A 14,745-nucleotide genomic window follows, 5' to 3' on the forward strand; every position below is an offset into this window, starting at 1 on the left:
CTGAATCATGAAAACTATTACCACTAAAAAAACCAACCCTATGAAAAAAATACTACTCCTAATGCTGTTTTTCTCCGGAATGGCCAATGCGCAAATCATTCCCTTTCCCGATGATAATTTCAGGGTAGCGATTATCAATTCACCTTTTGTTATGGACTTACTGGGGAATTTTACAACCGTGGATCAAAACATGAACGGGCAAATCGAATTCAGTGAAGCCGCAAACATCAGCATTTTGGTGGTTGACAACAGTAATGTCACTGATGTCACAGGTGTTCAGGCGTTTGTGAACCTGGAACAATTCACTTGTAACGGCAACCAAATTACTACGATTGACCTTACGGGAATGACAACCTTAACGTTTTTTGGTTGCAGCGACAATGCCACTTTAACCTCGCTAACCCTTTCCGGGTTGAATCAATTAGCCTCTCTCGAATTTACCAACACTCCAAATCTTAGTCATTTGGATGTTTCGGGTTGTAGTGCTTTACAGTATAATATTTTGGTTAGTCACAACAATTTGACTTACCTAAACGCCAGCAATTGCAGCACTTTGCAAAGCATTAATGTCACTTCAAACAGTTTGACTTATTTGAATGTTGACGGATGTACGGGTTTGAATAATTTATCGGTTTGGTATAGTCAATTGTCCATGCTTATTATTGCTAATATGCCAAATCTTAGCGTTTTGCAGGTCTATCAAAATCCTGTACTGAGTAATTTAGTGGTTTTGAATTGCCCAGTCTTAAATTTATTTGATTGTAGCAATAATAATATTTCTTCTATTGATGTTTCAGCTTTGACCAGCCTTACTGATTTGCGTTGCAGCTACAATCCGTTGACCTCAATATTGGTATCCAATTTGGTTAATCTTACCTCATTGATTGTTGGCGACACCCAAATTTCTTTTTTGGATGTATCCAATTTACATAACCTGACTTATTTGTGGTATCCCAACAATCCGCAGCTTCAAACGGTGTATCAAAAAAACGGTCAAAACGAAACCACAATTCTGGACAACAACCCGAATCTGGATTTTATCTGTGTCGATGATGGTCAGGTTACTGCAATTCAAACCGCTTTGACCAATGCCAATCTGACCAACGTTGTAGCCAATTCATATTGTTCTTTTGTTCCGGGAGGCAATTACAATACCATCACCGGAACCATCAGACTGGATTCAAACAGCAATGGCTGCGATGCTTCGGATGCAGTGAAGCCGAATATCAGAGTCAATATCAACGATGGTACCAATCAAGGCGCCACCTTTACCAATGCTGCCGGAGTGTATAAATTTTATACACAGGCCGGAAGTTTTGTTTTAACTCCTGTAGTAGAAAATCCGACCTGGTTTACTTTCGCTCCAACAACAGCAACAATTCCTTTTGCCAACAATAACAACAATACGACAACACAAAACTTCTGTATTACCGCCAACGGATCGCACCAGGATTTAGAAGTTGTGATTGAACCTATTACACCAGCGCGTCCGGGATTTGATGCAACCTATAGAATAGTGTACAGAAACAAAGGAAACACAACCGTTTCAGGTAATGTGAATTTTACTTTTAATGATGCCAAAATAGATTATGTATCTGCAACGACAGCGCCAAACACAGTTGCCTCAGGAAGTTTAACCTGGAATTATACTAATCTTCCGCCATTTGAAAACAGAAGCTTTGTCGTAACGCTAAACATCAATTCACCGGTTGAAACTCCGGCCGTGAATATCGGAGATGTCTTGAATTTTGGAGCAACCATAAATCCAACTGCTGCAGATGAAGTTTTGGCAGACAATACTTTTGCTTTTAACCAAACGGTTGTTGGCGCGTTTGACCCAAATAACATCGCTTGTATTGAAGGTGCCAATGTTTCCACTACGCAAATCGGAAACTATCTTCACTATGCGGTAAATTTTGAAAACACCGGAAACTTCGCCGCACAAAATGTGGTTGTAAAAGATGTGATTGACGCTTCAAAATATGACATCAATAGTCTTCAATTGCAAAATACATCTCATGCCTGTTACACCAGAGTAACCGCAAACACGGTAGAGTTTATTTTCCAGAACATCAATTTGGCTGCCGTTGCCGGAACGCCGCCTGTCGGAGGCCATGGCGATGTGCTGTTCAAAATCAAATCAAAAAACACTTTGGTAGCTGGTGATTTTGTAACCAAATCAGCCAAAATCTATTTCGATTACAATGCGCCGATTTCAACCAATAATGCCCAGACAACGTTCTCCAATTTGAGCAATGCCGTTCATCACCTGGACAATAGTGTGAAAATCTATCCGAATCCTTCGAGTTCAATCATCAACATCGAATGTAATTCTACCATAAACTCAATCGAATTGTATGACATACAGGGAAGGATACTGCAAACTGATTTGGCCGATTCCAACACAACCGTGTTTGATATATCGGGTCGACAAAACGGATTGTACTTCTTAAAAATCAATACCAATAATGGCAGCAAAGTGGAAAAATTAGTTAAAGAATAAGATTGGAAGTTAATTATGTGAAAGGGCGCAAATCTGAAAATGGTTTGCGCTTTTTTTTAGGTGCAAATCCATGAAAACCAACATTGATAAATAATTCTTAATAACCATAATCATTGGCACGTTTTTCATAAATTTGCTCAAAATTCAACCATTGAAAAAGTTACTTTTTTACATCGGACTCTGTTTGTTGGTGGCGAATATTGCTACAGCACAAAAAAAAACAACGCCAATAGACATCGAATACTCCGAATTTGCCGATAGAAATCAAGAAGAAATACCGGATGCGCTGTTGTTACGCGGTAACGTTAGAATCAGACACGAAGGTGTAGTTTTCACCTGCAATAAGGCTTATTTCTTCCAAAAGGAAAACTATATCAAAGCTTTTGGCGATGTTCAGATGGTTCAAGGCGACACGCTTTTCCTCAACAGCAAATATGCCGAATACAACGGACAAGTGAAACAAGCCTACGCTACCGGAAACGTAGTGATGCGTTCTCCCGAATCGACTTTGGTTACCGATACGATTAACTTTGACCGAAACACACAGGAAGCTTTTTACAATTCTTACGGGAAAATAACCAATAAGGAAAACACCCTAGTCAGCAAAGCAGGAAAGTATTATGCCAACGAAAAGAAATTTAAATTCTTAACGGCAGTAACGATTACCAATCCGAAATATACCATCAAGTCGAATCATTTGGATTACTACACCAATTCGGGTCACTCCTATTTATTCGGTCCATCAACGATTACCAGTAAGGAGAATTACATTTACACCGAAAAAGGTTTTTATGATACCAAAAAGAATCTGGCCTATTTCAAACGAAAATCTTATATCAAATACAAAGACCGACGCATCGAAGGCGACAGTTTGTATTATGACCGAAATCGGGAATTTGCTTCGGCAACAAACAATGTAAAGATTACTGATTCAATCAATAAAGGTTTGATTAAAGGCCATTATGCCGAAATCTACCGCAATCTGAAAACGCTGAAAGATTCAATAATGATCACCAAAAGAGCGGTGGCTATTACTTTGGTAGATAATGATTCGATGTATGTTCACGGCAAAAAAATGCTCATTACCGGAAAACCGGGCGAGCGCATTGTAAGAGCGTTTAACAATGTGCGTTTCTACAAAACCGATATGAGCGGCAAATGTGATTCTATCCATTCCGACCAGAAAACCGGTTTGACCAAACTAATCAAGAATCCTATTCTTTGGAACTACGAAAACCAAATGACCGGTGATGTAATGCATCTGATTGGCAACAACAAAACCGAAAAACTCGACTCGCTTAAAGTATTGAATAATGCCTTTATCATTTCCAAGGACACACTCGGCACAGGTTACAATCAGGTCAAGGGACAAAATCTCTATGGTAAATTTGCCGACAACAAACTCCGGGAAGTCGATATCATCAAAAACACCGAAGTCATTTATTATATGCGCAATGACCAACAGGAACTGATTGGCATCAACAAAAGCGTAAGCAGTAAAATCAATATGATTTTGGATAAAAACACGATTGAAACCATAACCAATTTCAACCAAATTGACGGCGATATTTATCCCGAAAAAGAACTGCCCGAAAATGCAAGGAAACTTCGCGGTTTCATTTGGCGTGGTGACGAACGCATAAAATCCAAGGATGATATTTTCCCTCCGGAAGAAAACGAACTGGATACCAAAATCCAGGAAGCCCGAAAAGCCGAAATGGCCAAAGAAGACAAACCTTTAGAACCGAGCAAGGAAACTTTGGAATATGACAAGAAGAACCCAAAGCCCATGGTGAAATAAAAGCCCGTTAGCAGAAGGCAGATGACAGACAGAAATACAACAATGAAAGAAGATTTCCTTAAATACCAAGCGCAAACCTCACCGTATCCATTGGGTATGGAAGTGTCACATGCGATTGGCTCCTATATATACGACACCAACAACAAAAAATACCTCGACTTTGTGGCCGGCGTTTCGGCTTGCAGTTTGGGTCACCAGCATCCACGCGTAAACCAGGCGATTATTGATCAACTGAATAAGTACTCACATGTCATGGTGTATGGCGAATATGCCCAACATCCGGCAGTGGCTTATTGCAAATTGTTGGTCGAGAATTTACCGCCAAGTCTGAACAAAGTATATTTGGTCAACTCCGGAACCGAAGCCTGTGAAGGTGCGTTAAAGCTTGTGCGCCGTGTTACCGGCAGAAGTCAGCTGATTTCTTGTCACAACGCATATCACGGCAACACGATGGGTTCGATGAGTGTTATGGGATTTGAAGAGCGAAAACAAATCTTCCGACCGTTGATTCCCGACGTAGATTTCATTACCTTTAATAACGAAGCCGATTTAGAAAAAATCACTACCAAAACCGCTGGGATTATTTTAGAAAGCATTCAAGGCGGCGCGGGTTTTATCGAACCCAAAAATGATTTCCTGGCCAAAGTCAAAAAGCGCTGCGAAGAAGTTGGCGCACTGATGATTATAGACGAAATCCAACCGGGTTTTGGCCGCACCGGAAAATTGTTTGGTTTTGAAAACTATAATGTCGTTCCCGACGTAGTTATCATAGGGAAAGGAATGGCCGGTGGTATGCCTGTCGGCGGATTCATTGCCAATGAAAAACACATGGATTTGTTGAGCCACGATCCCAAACTCGGACATATTACCACTTTTGGCGGACATCCTGTCATTGCGGCAGCTTGTTTGGCTACTTTAGAAGAAGTATTGGAAAAAGATTACGCCAAAGAATCTTTAGCAAAAGAAAAGATATTCCGCGAACTTTTGGTACATCCTTTGATAGAGGAAGTTAGAGGCCGAGGCTTAATGCTGGCGGCGATGACCAAAGACCCCGAAATTACCAATAAAGTGATTTTTAAATGCCAGGACAAAGGACTTATTTTATTCTGGCTGTTATTTGAAGGTTGTGCCATCCGAATTACTCCTCCGCTCACTGTCTCTGAAGAAGAAATCAGGGAAGGTTGCGCCATCATCATCGAAGCTATGAATGAAGTGGCGTCTGAAATTGGAAATTAAATATTTCAGTTTCAATTTGATAAGAAAATTCGAATCAAAAAATTGTTAATTAAATTGTTTACAACAATAAACTGGTCCGACTAAAAAAAGAATCGCGTTTCCATAATTTTATTAAGGATAATTTTAAAACCTACTAGTATGCACCTAGACCACGACGAAGAAGATTACAACTTATCCTTAGCGAAATTTGAATCAATGTTGAAAACCAACAAAGTCTTATTTTTCGATTCAGAGGAATTCGAGGAAATCATACTGCATTATCTCGATATAGGAAAAGCTACTCTGGCCAAAAAAGCCTTGAAGTTAGGATTGGAACAACACCCGAAATCTACCGGGTTAAAATTGGTTCAGGTAGAAATGCTGGTATACGATGACAAATTGGATCAGGCAGAAAAGTTATTAAACGAATTGTACGCCATTGAGCCAACCAACGAAGAAATTTTTATCCAAAAAGCCAATATATATTCTAAAAGAGACGATCACGAACAAGCCGTTGAGTTATTGCAGACAGCACTTCTATACACTGAAGACTATGCCGATGTGTATAACTTAATTGGAATGGAGTATCTTTTTATGGATAACCTTGAATTGGCCAAAGAAAACTTTATCAAATGTTTGGAAGAAGACTTCGAAGACCAATCAGCACTCTATAATGTAGTGTATTGCTTCGAATTTTTAGACCAAAACTTAGAAGCCATTGAATACCTAAAAACCTATATCGACCGAAATCCATACAGCGAAATTGCTTGGCATCAGTCAGGTCGTTTGTATTATGGCGTAAAAGATTATGAAAATGCAGTTCGTGCATTCGAATTTGCTACTTATATAGATGATGAATTCCTTGGTGCCTATCTTGAGAAAGGAAAATCATTGGAACGGTTAAAAAGATACGAAGATGCTATTGAAAGTTATAATCGTACCATTGAATTGGACGACCCAACTTCATATGCCTTATTGCGCATCGGAAAATGTTATGAAAAACTGGGCAACAAAGTAGAAGCCTTAAAATACTTTAACAAAACCGTACACGAAGATCCGCTTTTAGACAAAGGCTGGATTGCGATTACCGATTTTTATGTACGCCAGAAAAACTTCCAAAAAGCGTTATTCTATGTCAACAAAGCCTTGGCCATTGATGACCAAAATCGTTTATACTGGAAACGTTATGCGACCATCAACAAAGCGATGAGCATGTTTGAAGAAGCCGAATTTGGTTATAGAAAAGCTGTTGAACATGGCGACTACCAATTGGACACTTGGTTGTTCTGGGTAGACATGATGCAAAACATGGGCGAAATCAACAATGCCATTCTGACCTTAATCCAAGCCGCAGAATATTTCCCGGAAGAATGCGAAATCGAATACCGTTTGGCAGGTTTGCATTTGTCATTGCACGAAGAAGAAAAAGGAAACTTCCACTTAAATAATGGTTTGCGATTGAATGCTAAACACAACACTATTTTGGAAGAATTGTTTCCAATGGTTTGGGAAAGACAATCGGTACAGGATTATATGGCAAAACATATAAAAAAATAATAGATGTCGAGAAGACAGTATGGTCTAATCGGGAAAAACATTTCCTATTCGTTTTCCAAAAAGTATTTCACCGAAAAATTTGCTTTGGGCAATCTTGTCGATTGTTCCTATGAAAATTTCGACCTGCAATCCATTGAAGAATTCCCAACGCTTATTGCCGACAATCCCGATTTAAAAGGATTGAATATTACGATTCCCTACAAAGAAGCGGTTATTCCTTATTTGGGTAAATTGTCCAAAACTGCGGCACAAATCGGTGCTGTCAATGTCATTCGTTTTACCAAAAAAGGAAAACTCAAAGGTTACAATTCAGATTATTATGGCTTCATGAAATCTTTGGAACCACTACTCCAACCGCATCATAAAAAAGCATTGATCCTCGGAACCGGTGGCGCTGCCAAAGCCGTGGCTTTTGCACTCGACCAACTCGGAATCCTGTATACTTATGTTTCCCGTGAGGAAAAAGAAGGCATGATTGACTATGACCGAATCAACGTAACGACTTTCGACCATTATCATATTATCATCAATTGTACGCCACTAGGCACAAGTCCGGATACGAAAGCCTTTCCACCGATTTCGTATGACTTTTTTACCGAAAAGCACATTGCTTTCGATTTGATTTACAACCCTGAGGAAACCCAATTTTTGAAAAAAGCAAAGAAAAAAGGCGCAATAACTAAAAACGGTTATGAAATGCTGGTTTTACAAGCCGAGAAAGCCTGGAAGATCTGGAATAAATAAATTTGTTATGAACATCAAACTAATCGCCATTGGCAAAACCGATAACAAAGCGTTGCAAACGCTGATTGACGATTATACCAAACGTTTGTCTTTCTACATCAAATTTGATTTGGAGATTATTCCCGATATCAAAAACGTCAAAAACCTTTCAGAAGCACAGCAAAAAGAAAAAGAAGGCGAATTGATTTTGGCCAAATTGACACCAACAGACCAATTGATTTTATTGGATGAGAACGGCACAACATTCTCCAGCGTCAGTTTCTCAGATTATTTACAAAAGAAAATGAATTCGGGTGTTAAAACCTTAGTCTTTGTGATTGGCGGACCGTATGGTTTCAGTGCGGAAGTTTACAAAAAGGCACAAGGCAAAGTCTCGCTTTCTGAGATGACATTTTCGCATCAAATGGTTCGCTTGTTTTTTATCGAACAGTTATATAGAGGTTTTACGATTCTTCGCAACGAACCCTATCATCATCAGTAGATATATTCCCGGGTTCTGTTTACCGTAATTCCTTTTTTAATCTCCAGATTTTTGATAAAGAATTTGTACTCCAGATATTTCCCAAATGACATGCCTTTATCAAAGGAAAAGTAGATTTTGGTATGATTTGGCAGCTTATCAATGAACTCAACCAATTGATTTTTAGAAAAAACCAATTCATTCTGGTGAACCAAATCATTACGGTCTAAGTGAAAATGCACGACATTGAAATCGGGTTTTTCCAGTTTGTAATGAATTTTGGTAAACGGCATAAAGGCCGAAGCTTTCTTTACGGTATCGGTATAAGCAAAATACTTTTGAGAATTCACCTTGACATTTTTACTCGCTTCTTTAATAGTTTGCAATTTTTTGAGCTCCAAAATCACTTTTCGCAATGGCAAACGTTTATCAACATTAAATGTGTAAATCTCACTGTTATCCGAATGTACCCGGTTTATTTCAACTAAAGTATCCTTTGATTCTTCTCTTTCTTCAATTTTAAAGAAGAAATCAATCTGCGAATGTTCCTTAATGTCGGCTACAAGGGTTTCCTTGGCGACAGGCAATAGGAGTTCTTTCTTTTCGCCACACGAAATCATTAAGGCTGAAACTATAAATAAGGCAATCTTTTTCATTATCGTAATTTAGTTTTGGGGACTTAAATTATTATATAATTTTACACATTCTACAGCTTCCATTACATCGTGCACCCTTAAAATATTAGCGCCTTTTTGTAACGCAATCGCATTCAAAACCGTTGTGCCGTTTAGGGCAAACTCCGCCGAGGTGTCCAAGGTTTTATAAATCATGGATTTTCGGGAAATGCCAACCAATATTGGTAAATCCAATGCCTGAAACAACTCCAGATTATTCATCACTTCAAAATTCTGTTCCAAAGTTTTGGCAAAGCCAAATCCCGGATCGACAATCAAATCGTTGATACCCAAACTTCGTGCCTGAGCCACTTTTTCCGAAAAGTAAGATAACATTTCTCTGGTGATATTCTCATACTGCACCAAACTCTGCATGGTTTGCGGGTTGCCTTTCATGTGCATCATAACATAAGGCACTTGCAATTCGGCAACGGTTGGCATCATGTTGTCATCCAGATTTCCTGCCGCAATGTCATTGACCATGCAGGCGCCATTTTCAACAGCCGCTTTGGCCACGTTGGCACGAAAAGTATCTGCTGAGATTAGCGTATTTGGAAAATGTTGCAACACCGATTTTACCATTGGAATCAATCTTTCAATCTCTTCTGCTTCGGTAACAAATTCAGCACTAGGCTTGCTCGAATAAGCGCCAATATCAATAAAAGTGGCACCTTCGTTCAGCATTTTCTCGACTTGCAAAAGCATACTTTTCTCATCGGCATATTTTCCGCCGTCAAAAAAGGAATTCGGCGTGACATTCAAAATCCCCATGACTTTGGGAGAAGACAAATCGACAAGCGTTCCGAGGCAGTTAATGGTCATTTGCAATTTAAGTTAGTTCTAAGATTTAGTCCTTTGTACTTCAATCTTTATTCTTTACTTTTGGGAAAATTTGACACAAAGATACATCGAAATGAGTAATACTTCTCAAGAATATGACAAGGTTATCGCAATTTGCCGACAACTTTATATCAACAAAATGAAAGACTATGGTAGTGCCTGGAGAATCTTGAGATTGCCTTCCCTAACCGACCAAATATTCATTAAAGCGCAGCGCATCCGCAGTTTGCAGCAAAACGAGATCCGCAAAGTAGACGAAGACGAAACCGGAGAATTTATTGGAATCATCAACTATTCGATTATGGCTTTAATCCAATTGGATTTGGGCGTCGTAGAACAACCTGATTTGGATGTGGCCAAAGCCACCGAATTGTATGATGCCAAAGTGAGTTTGACCAAATCATTAATGGAAGCCAAAAACCATGATTATGGCGAAGCCTGGCGTGAAATGCGTGTGAGTTCGTTGACCGATTTGATTCTGCAGAAGTTACTTCGCGTAAAGCAAATAGAGGACAATCAAGGAAAAACCTTGGTTTCAGAGGGCATTGATGCCAATTATCAGGACATGATTAATTACTCGGTTTTCGCATTGATTTTGATGCAATTCGGACAAAAATAATTTACTACATGAACACATCTAAAAACAATATTGCCTGGGGAATCCGCATTGTAATTGCTTTTCTGTTTTTGCTTTCGGCGGTCGCCAAATTATATCCATCGCCTTACTTTGCCATTTCCACTTTTGAGGTAAAACAATTGTATCCAATGGGCTTTTCGGAAGGATTTGCGCCTTTCTTCTCCCGAATTTTAATCGGAATTGAGTTTGCCTTAGGCTTTCTGATATTGCAAAAGAACTTTTTGAGAAGCATTGTCATTCCGGCGACGATATTGTTATTGGCCGTTTTCACCACGCATTTGACCATCGTCACCATTCAGGATGGCGGTAATTCAGGAAACTGTGGTTGTTTTGGCAGTTTGCTACCGATGACGCCTATTGAAGCGATTATCAAAAACGTAGTGGCAATGGCTTTATTGGTTTGGCTGTTTATCATTATGCCAAAATCAAACGAAAAGAACGACAATTTCTGGATATTAAGTACGGTAACTTTAGCATCAATTTTGGCCTTATTTATGTTGGCACCAATCCAACCGATTGAAAATCCATTTACCGTTACTACTCCGGAAGAAACCACAACCGATACCATTCCGGAGACAACAATTGATACCACTAAAGCGGTAATTGTAAAAGACACCGTTGAAAAAGGCGCAGCCATAAAAGAAGTAGCCAAAGCGGAACCAACAGAACCTGAAAAACACAAATCGGGTTATGCGCAGTATTTTTCCAATATCGACAAAGGCAGAAAAACGCTTTGTTTCTTTGTTCCCGGCTGTGATCACTGTCGCGTTGCTGCCAAAGAATTGACCGAATTGAAAAAAACCACAAAGAATTTCCCAGATATTTCCATCATTTTCATGGATGAGGAAGCTGACTTGATTCCGGCATTTTTCAAAGAAGCCGGAGCGGAATATCCTTATAAAATCATAGGTGTAATCCAATTCTGGAAAGTGCTGGGCAACGGTAAAGACACGCCTGGCGTGAAATATTTGTGGAACGGAAATGAGTTTAAATACTATTGGGGAATCACTGATAACAAGTTTGACGTAGTCGATTTTCAGAAATTAATCAGCAAACCTTATGCAGAGTTGAAAAAATAAATTCAACTTATGTTTCTTTTTGTTATTTTTAGATGTTAAAAAATAGATTTCATGATTAAATATATAATGTCTAAGAGAACCCACGAAAGATGCCTCATCGGAATTGGTCTCTGTATTGTTGTTTTCATATTTGGCTACATCATCTTAAATCACATATCCACCATGGAAAATCCTCCCATGGGGAATACCATTTATATACTTGTTGGTAGTACTTTAACTTTTTTATCGATTTTAGGCATCGTATTGATTTTGAAATACATGTATGACACTAAAAAAAGAGAAGAAAGAAAAGAGCGCAAAAGAAAAAAACACAAATTGTTTTATCTGAATGACGGGCAGCGAAGAAGCAAATCTCAAGACACAAAAAAAGAATTATAAAAATTTTAGGAATTCAAAAAATACAGATTGCCTATCTTTATCAAAAAAAAGAAAATGAAAAAAATTGTATTGGGAATTACTACAATTCTAGCGGTTGTAGCAATCTACGCTTTCACCAATGGTCAAAAAACTGAATTTACCAAAAATAGTTTAAGCAAAAAATTAACGACGGTTGACAGTACCGAAGTTACTTTTGGGAAAATCTTAAAAAAACACAAAGGCAATGTTACTGTGATTGAAGTTTGGGCTTCATGGTGTGGTGATTGTATAAAAGCAATGCCAAAATTTAAAGAAACACAAGCCAACAATCCAAAAGTCGATTATGTTTTTATTTCGATGGACAAAGCTTATGACAAATGGAAAACCGGTATTGAAAAACACGAATTAAAAGGTGACCATTACTGGGTGAATGATCCTAAATTGATGAAAGGAGAATTCGGAAAATCTATAGATTTAGACTGGATTCCAAGGTATATCATCCTGGATAAAAACGGAAAAGTGATCACGTACAGAGCCATTGAAACTGATTTTGAACAAATAAACGCTACTTTAAAAACCTTACAATAATGAGACAAAAGATTGTTGCCGGCAATTGGAAAATGCATAAAAACGCCGAAGAAACAGAAGATTTATTAAACGAATTAATTGATAAATTGCCTAATGACATTGAAGCACAAATCATTGTAGCGCCAACTTTTGTTAACCTTGCCTCTGCTGTAGACCATTTGGAATTCACCAACATTGGTGTGGCAGCGCAAAATATGCATCAGCATGAAAGCGGTGCTTATACCGGAGAAATCTCAGCCGATATGTTGAAAAGCATCGGTGTAAACATTGTAATTCTCGGTCACTCGGAACGTCGCGCTTATTTCCATGAAACGGATGCGCTTTTGGCACAAAAAACAACCACAGCCTTAAAACACAATATGATGGTTATCTTTTGCTTTGGGGAAGAATTGAAAGACCGTCAGGACAAACAGCATTTCAATGTGGTAGAAAACCAATTGCGTGACGGTTTGTTCCATTTGGAAAATAAAGACTGGGAGCAAATCATTTTGGCCTACGAACCGGTTTGGGCGATTGGCACCGGAGAAACTGCTTCACCGGAACAAGCACAGGAAATGCACGAATTCATCAGGGAAACAATCCGAAAAAGATTTGGCAGCGATGTTGCTGAAGATGTCTCTATTTTATATGGCGGAAGCGTAAAACCCGAAAACGCCAAGGAAATTTTTTCAAAACCGGATGTTGATGGCGGATTGATTGGCGGTGCCGCTTTAAAAGCGACCGACTTTGCAGCCATAGCCAGCGCGATTTAAGCATTAAATAACATACTCAAGATTAAACCTTTCATTAATTTGAAAGGTTTTTTTTATGTTTTAAATTATTTATATGTATTTCATCGATTTTATTTGCTCTTTATCGATAGAAATACATACTTTTATCCCAGTCACAAATCAAATGAAGTCAACAATGAAAACCAAGTTTATTTTATTCTTCCTTTTTGCCTGCTTATCAAACCTACAAGCACAAACCGATACCCAAAAACGTTTCCAGTCAGAAACCAGAAAATATTATGTTTGGAATCCCGACTTTGAAAAATATGAATTGATAGAAACGGAATATGAACATTCTGTAATTGACATCCGGGAAATCGGGTCAAAAATGAATGGTTATATTATCATCAGCATGATTGACAATGGCCAAATCAGAATGCACCATGGTTCCATTTATAATTTTACCAAAGATGCTGAAACCGAAGGTTCATGGTCTATACAATCGAAATTCATGAGGGCCAAAATCACTTATAATCCAAAAGAGAATACGATGACATATCTTTATGATGGTGATAACAAACGTTACAAAAGACTGATCATTTTCACTGTAGCGCCGGATGAAATCCCGAATGCGACTTTGAAAACCTCTATGGTTAAAGCAGATTAAATTTCTTTTTGCAAAACACTTTTTAGTAACTCTTTCGATTGCTACCTTTGCAAAAAAATAAACAATGTCAAATATATATTTAGGGTACCATTTTTCGGTAGAACCCAAAGAGTTAGGTTCTGAAATTCTTATTGCAGAACTTGGAGAAAAGCCATTTGAAAGTTTCATTGAAACCGACAATGGTTTTAGTGCTTTTATCCAAAAAGACCTTTGGACCGAAGACATCCTAAATGATATCTACTTGTTGACTTCTCCTGAATTTACCATTTCCTATACGGTTGAAGAAATCGACCAGGTAAACTGGAATGAAGAATGGGAAAAGAATTTTGAGCCAATTGATGTCGAGGGAAAATGCCATGTTCGCGCACCATTCCATCCAAAAACGGAGGCTGAATTCGACATTGTTATCGAGCCAAAAATGAGCTTTGGAACCGGTCACCACGAAACTACTCACATGATGATTCAACATTTATTGGAAACCAATGTGGCAGGAATGAAAACATTAGACATGGGTTGTGGAACTGCCATTTTAGCCATTTTAGCCGAAATGAAAGGTGCCAAACCGATTGATGCCATTGATATTGACAATTGGTGTTATTTGAATTCAATTGAAAATGCCGAACGCAATAATTGTCACGAAATCACCGTTTATGAAGGTGATGCTGCGTTATTGAAAGGCAAAAAATATGACTTAATCATTGCCAACATCAACCGCAATATTCTGTTAAACGATATGCAGCAATATGTAGATTGCCTGAACAAAGACGGCATCCTGTTATTAAGCGGATTCTATACGGAAGACATTCCGTTTATTGATGCTTCCTGCACGGAAAAAGGGTTGACTTACATCAAAAAATTGGAGCGAAACAATTGGGTTTCACTGAAATATGTAAATTAGCCACTGAAATTTTAC

The 14,745-nt window shown here is 38.5% G+C and carries 15 protein-coding genes; 13 read left to right on the top strand and 2 right to left on the bottom strand.

Annotated elements, in window-relative coordinates; genetic code table 11:
* Positions 1-7 precede the first annotated feature (7 nt).
* From P1K33_RS14045 to rlmH, 6 genes are all read left to right on the top strand, one after another.
* Positions 8-2,503, top strand: a complete 2,496-nt coding sequence (locus tag P1K33_RS14045) for a T9SS type A sorting domain-containing protein (RefSeq protein ID WP_284653623.1) — start codon at positions 8-10, stop codon at positions 2,501-2,503.
* A gap of 151 nt (positions 2,504-2,654) precedes the next feature.
* Positions 2,655-4,304, top strand: coding sequence for an OstA-like protein (locus tag P1K33_RS14050; RefSeq protein WP_284653624.1), 1,650 nt, complete (start codon positions 2,655-2,657; stop codon positions 4,302-4,304).
* A gap of 42 nt (positions 4,305-4,346) precedes the next feature.
* Positions 4,347-5,540, top strand: coding sequence for an aspartate aminotransferase family protein (locus tag P1K33_RS14055; protein WP_284653655.1), 1,194 nt, complete (start codon positions 4,347-4,349; stop codon positions 5,538-5,540).
* A 138-nt stretch (positions 5,541-5,678) separates the two neighbouring features.
* Complete coding sequence (locus P1K33_RS14060; protein ID WP_284653625.1) at positions 5,679-7,076, top strand: tetratricopeptide repeat protein; 1,398 nt, start codon at positions 5,679-5,681, stop codon at positions 7,074-7,076.
* Between the two features lie 3 nt (positions 7,077-7,079).
* The gene (locus P1K33_RS14065; protein ID WP_284653626.1) at positions 7,080-7,820 is read left to right on the top strand and encodes a shikimate dehydrogenase family protein; all 741 of its coding nucleotides are present in this window, start codon (positions 7,080-7,082) and stop codon (positions 7,818-7,820) included.
* A gap of 7 nt (positions 7,821-7,827) precedes the next feature.
* Complete coding sequence (gene rlmH, locus P1K33_RS14070; RefSeq protein WP_284653627.1) at positions 7,828-8,301, top strand: 23S rRNA (pseudouridine(1915)-N(3))-methyltransferase RlmH; 474 nt, start codon at positions 7,828-7,830, stop codon at positions 8,299-8,301.
* Here rlmH and P1K33_RS14075 read toward each other — a convergent pair.
* Together P1K33_RS14075 and folP are read right to left on the bottom strand one after the other, a co-directional pair.
* Positions 8,295-8,936 carry a hypothetical protein gene (locus tag P1K33_RS14075; protein WP_284653628.1) on the bottom strand — a complete coding sequence of 214 codons (642 nt, stop codon included), beginning with the start codon at positions 8,934-8,936 and terminating at the stop codon, positions 8,295-8,297. The genes rlmH and P1K33_RS14075 overlap by 7 nt on opposite strands.
* Positions 8,937-8,945: 9 nt before the next feature.
* Complete coding sequence (gene folP, locus P1K33_RS14080; RefSeq protein ID WP_284653629.1) at positions 8,946-9,776, bottom strand: dihydropteroate synthase; 831 nt, start codon at positions 9,774-9,776, stop codon at positions 8,946-8,948.
* Positions 9,777-9,867: 91 nt separating this feature from the next.
* On the opposite strand from folP, the gene P1K33_RS14085 reads away from it, so the two are divergent.
* The 7 genes from P1K33_RS14085 (at position 9,868) to prmA (ending at position 14,730) form a co-directional block, all read left to right on the top strand.
* Positions 9,868-10,413, top strand: coding sequence for a DUF1599 domain-containing protein (locus P1K33_RS14085; protein ID WP_284653630.1), 546 nt, complete (start codon positions 9,868-9,870; stop codon positions 10,411-10,413).
* A gap of 8 nt (positions 10,414-10,421) precedes the next feature.
* Positions 10,422-11,510, top strand: a complete 1,089-nt coding sequence (locus P1K33_RS14090) for a MauE/DoxX family redox-associated membrane protein (protein ID WP_284653631.1) — start codon at positions 10,422-10,424, stop codon at positions 11,508-11,510.
* Positions 11,511-11,561: 51 nt separating this feature from the next.
* Entirely contained in the window at positions 11,562-11,888 is a 327-nt protein-coding gene (locus P1K33_RS14095) for a hypothetical protein (protein ID WP_284653632.1), read from the top strand.
* Positions 11,889-11,942: 54 nt separating this feature from the next.
* Positions 11,943-12,455 carry a TlpA family protein disulfide reductase gene (locus P1K33_RS14100; RefSeq protein ID WP_284653633.1) on the top strand — a complete coding sequence of 171 codons (513 nt, stop codon included), beginning with the start codon at positions 11,943-11,945 and terminating at the stop codon, positions 12,453-12,455.
* Complete coding sequence (gene tpiA / locus P1K33_RS14105; RefSeq protein WP_284653634.1) at positions 12,455-13,207, top strand: triose-phosphate isomerase; 753 nt, start codon at positions 12,455-12,457, stop codon at positions 13,205-13,207. Before P1K33_RS14100 ends, tpiA begins: the two co-directional genes overlap by 1 nt.
* 154 nt (positions 13,208-13,361) lie before the next feature.
* On the top strand, positions 13,362-13,832 hold the full coding sequence (locus tag P1K33_RS14110; protein ID WP_284653635.1) for a hypothetical protein: 471 nt from the start codon (positions 13,362-13,364) through the stop codon (positions 13,830-13,832).
* Positions 13,833-13,896: 64 nt separating this feature from the next.
* Positions 13,897-14,730 (top strand): 50S ribosomal protein L11 methyltransferase, encoded by an 834-nt coding sequence (prmA, locus tag P1K33_RS14115; RefSeq protein WP_284653636.1) that lies wholly within the window; start codon positions 13,897-13,899, stop codon positions 14,728-14,730.
* The last annotated feature ends 15 nt before the right edge of the window (positions 14,731-14,745 follow it).

It is taken from the genome of Flavobacterium terrisoli (assembly GCF_030167905.1).
Classification (GTDB): domain Bacteria; phylum Bacteroidota; class Bacteroidia; order Flavobacteriales; family Flavobacteriaceae; genus Flavobacterium; species Flavobacterium terrisoli.

Bases quoted from the DNA above. Each gene is read 5' to 3' on its own strand.
- P1K33_RS14045 (WP_284653623.1), top strand. From the start codon at position 8: ATGAAAACTATTACCACTAAAAAAACCAACCCTATGAAAAAAATACTA.
- P1K33_RS14055 (WP_284653655.1), top strand. From the start codon at position 4,347: ATGAAAGAAGATTTCCTTAAATACCAAGCGCAAACCTCACCGTATCCA.
- P1K33_RS14060 (WP_284653625.1), top strand. From the start codon at position 5,679: ATGCACCTAGACCACGACGAAGAAGATTACAACTTATCCTTAGCGAAA.
- P1K33_RS14065 (WP_284653626.1), top strand. From the start codon at position 7,080: ATGTCGAGAAGACAGTATGGTCTAATCGGGAAAAACATTTCCTATTCG.
- rlmH (WP_284653627.1), top strand. From the start codon at position 7,828: ATGAACATCAAACTAATCGCCATTGGCAAAACCGATAACAAAGCGTTG.
- P1K33_RS14075 (WP_284653628.1), bottom strand. From the start codon at position 8,936: ATGAAAAAGATTGCCTTATTTATAGTTTCAGCCTTAATGATTTCGTGT.
- folP (WP_284653629.1), bottom strand. From the start codon at position 9,776: ATGACCATTAACTGCCTCGGAACGCTTGTCGATTTGTCTTCTCCCAAA.
- P1K33_RS14085 (WP_284653630.1), top strand. From the start codon at position 9,868: ATGAGTAATACTTCTCAAGAATATGACAAGGTTATCGCAATTTGCCGA.
- P1K33_RS14090 (WP_284653631.1), top strand. From the start codon at position 10,422: ATGAACACATCTAAAAACAATATTGCCTGGGGAATCCGCATTGTAATT.
- P1K33_RS14095 (WP_284653632.1), top strand. From the start codon at position 11,562: ATGATTAAATATATAATGTCTAAGAGAACCCACGAAAGATGCCTCATC.
- P1K33_RS14100 (WP_284653633.1), top strand. From the start codon at position 11,943: ATGAAAAAAATTGTATTGGGAATTACTACAATTCTAGCGGTTGTAGCA.
- tpiA (WP_284653634.1), top strand. From the start codon at position 12,455: ATGAGACAAAAGATTGTTGCCGGCAATTGGAAAATGCATAAAAACGCC.
- P1K33_RS14110 (WP_284653635.1), top strand. From the start codon at position 13,362: ATGAAAACCAAGTTTATTTTATTCTTCCTTTTTGCCTGCTTATCAAAC.
- prmA (WP_284653636.1), top strand. From the start codon at position 13,897: ATGTCAAATATATATTTAGGGTACCATTTTTCGGTAGAACCCAAAGAG.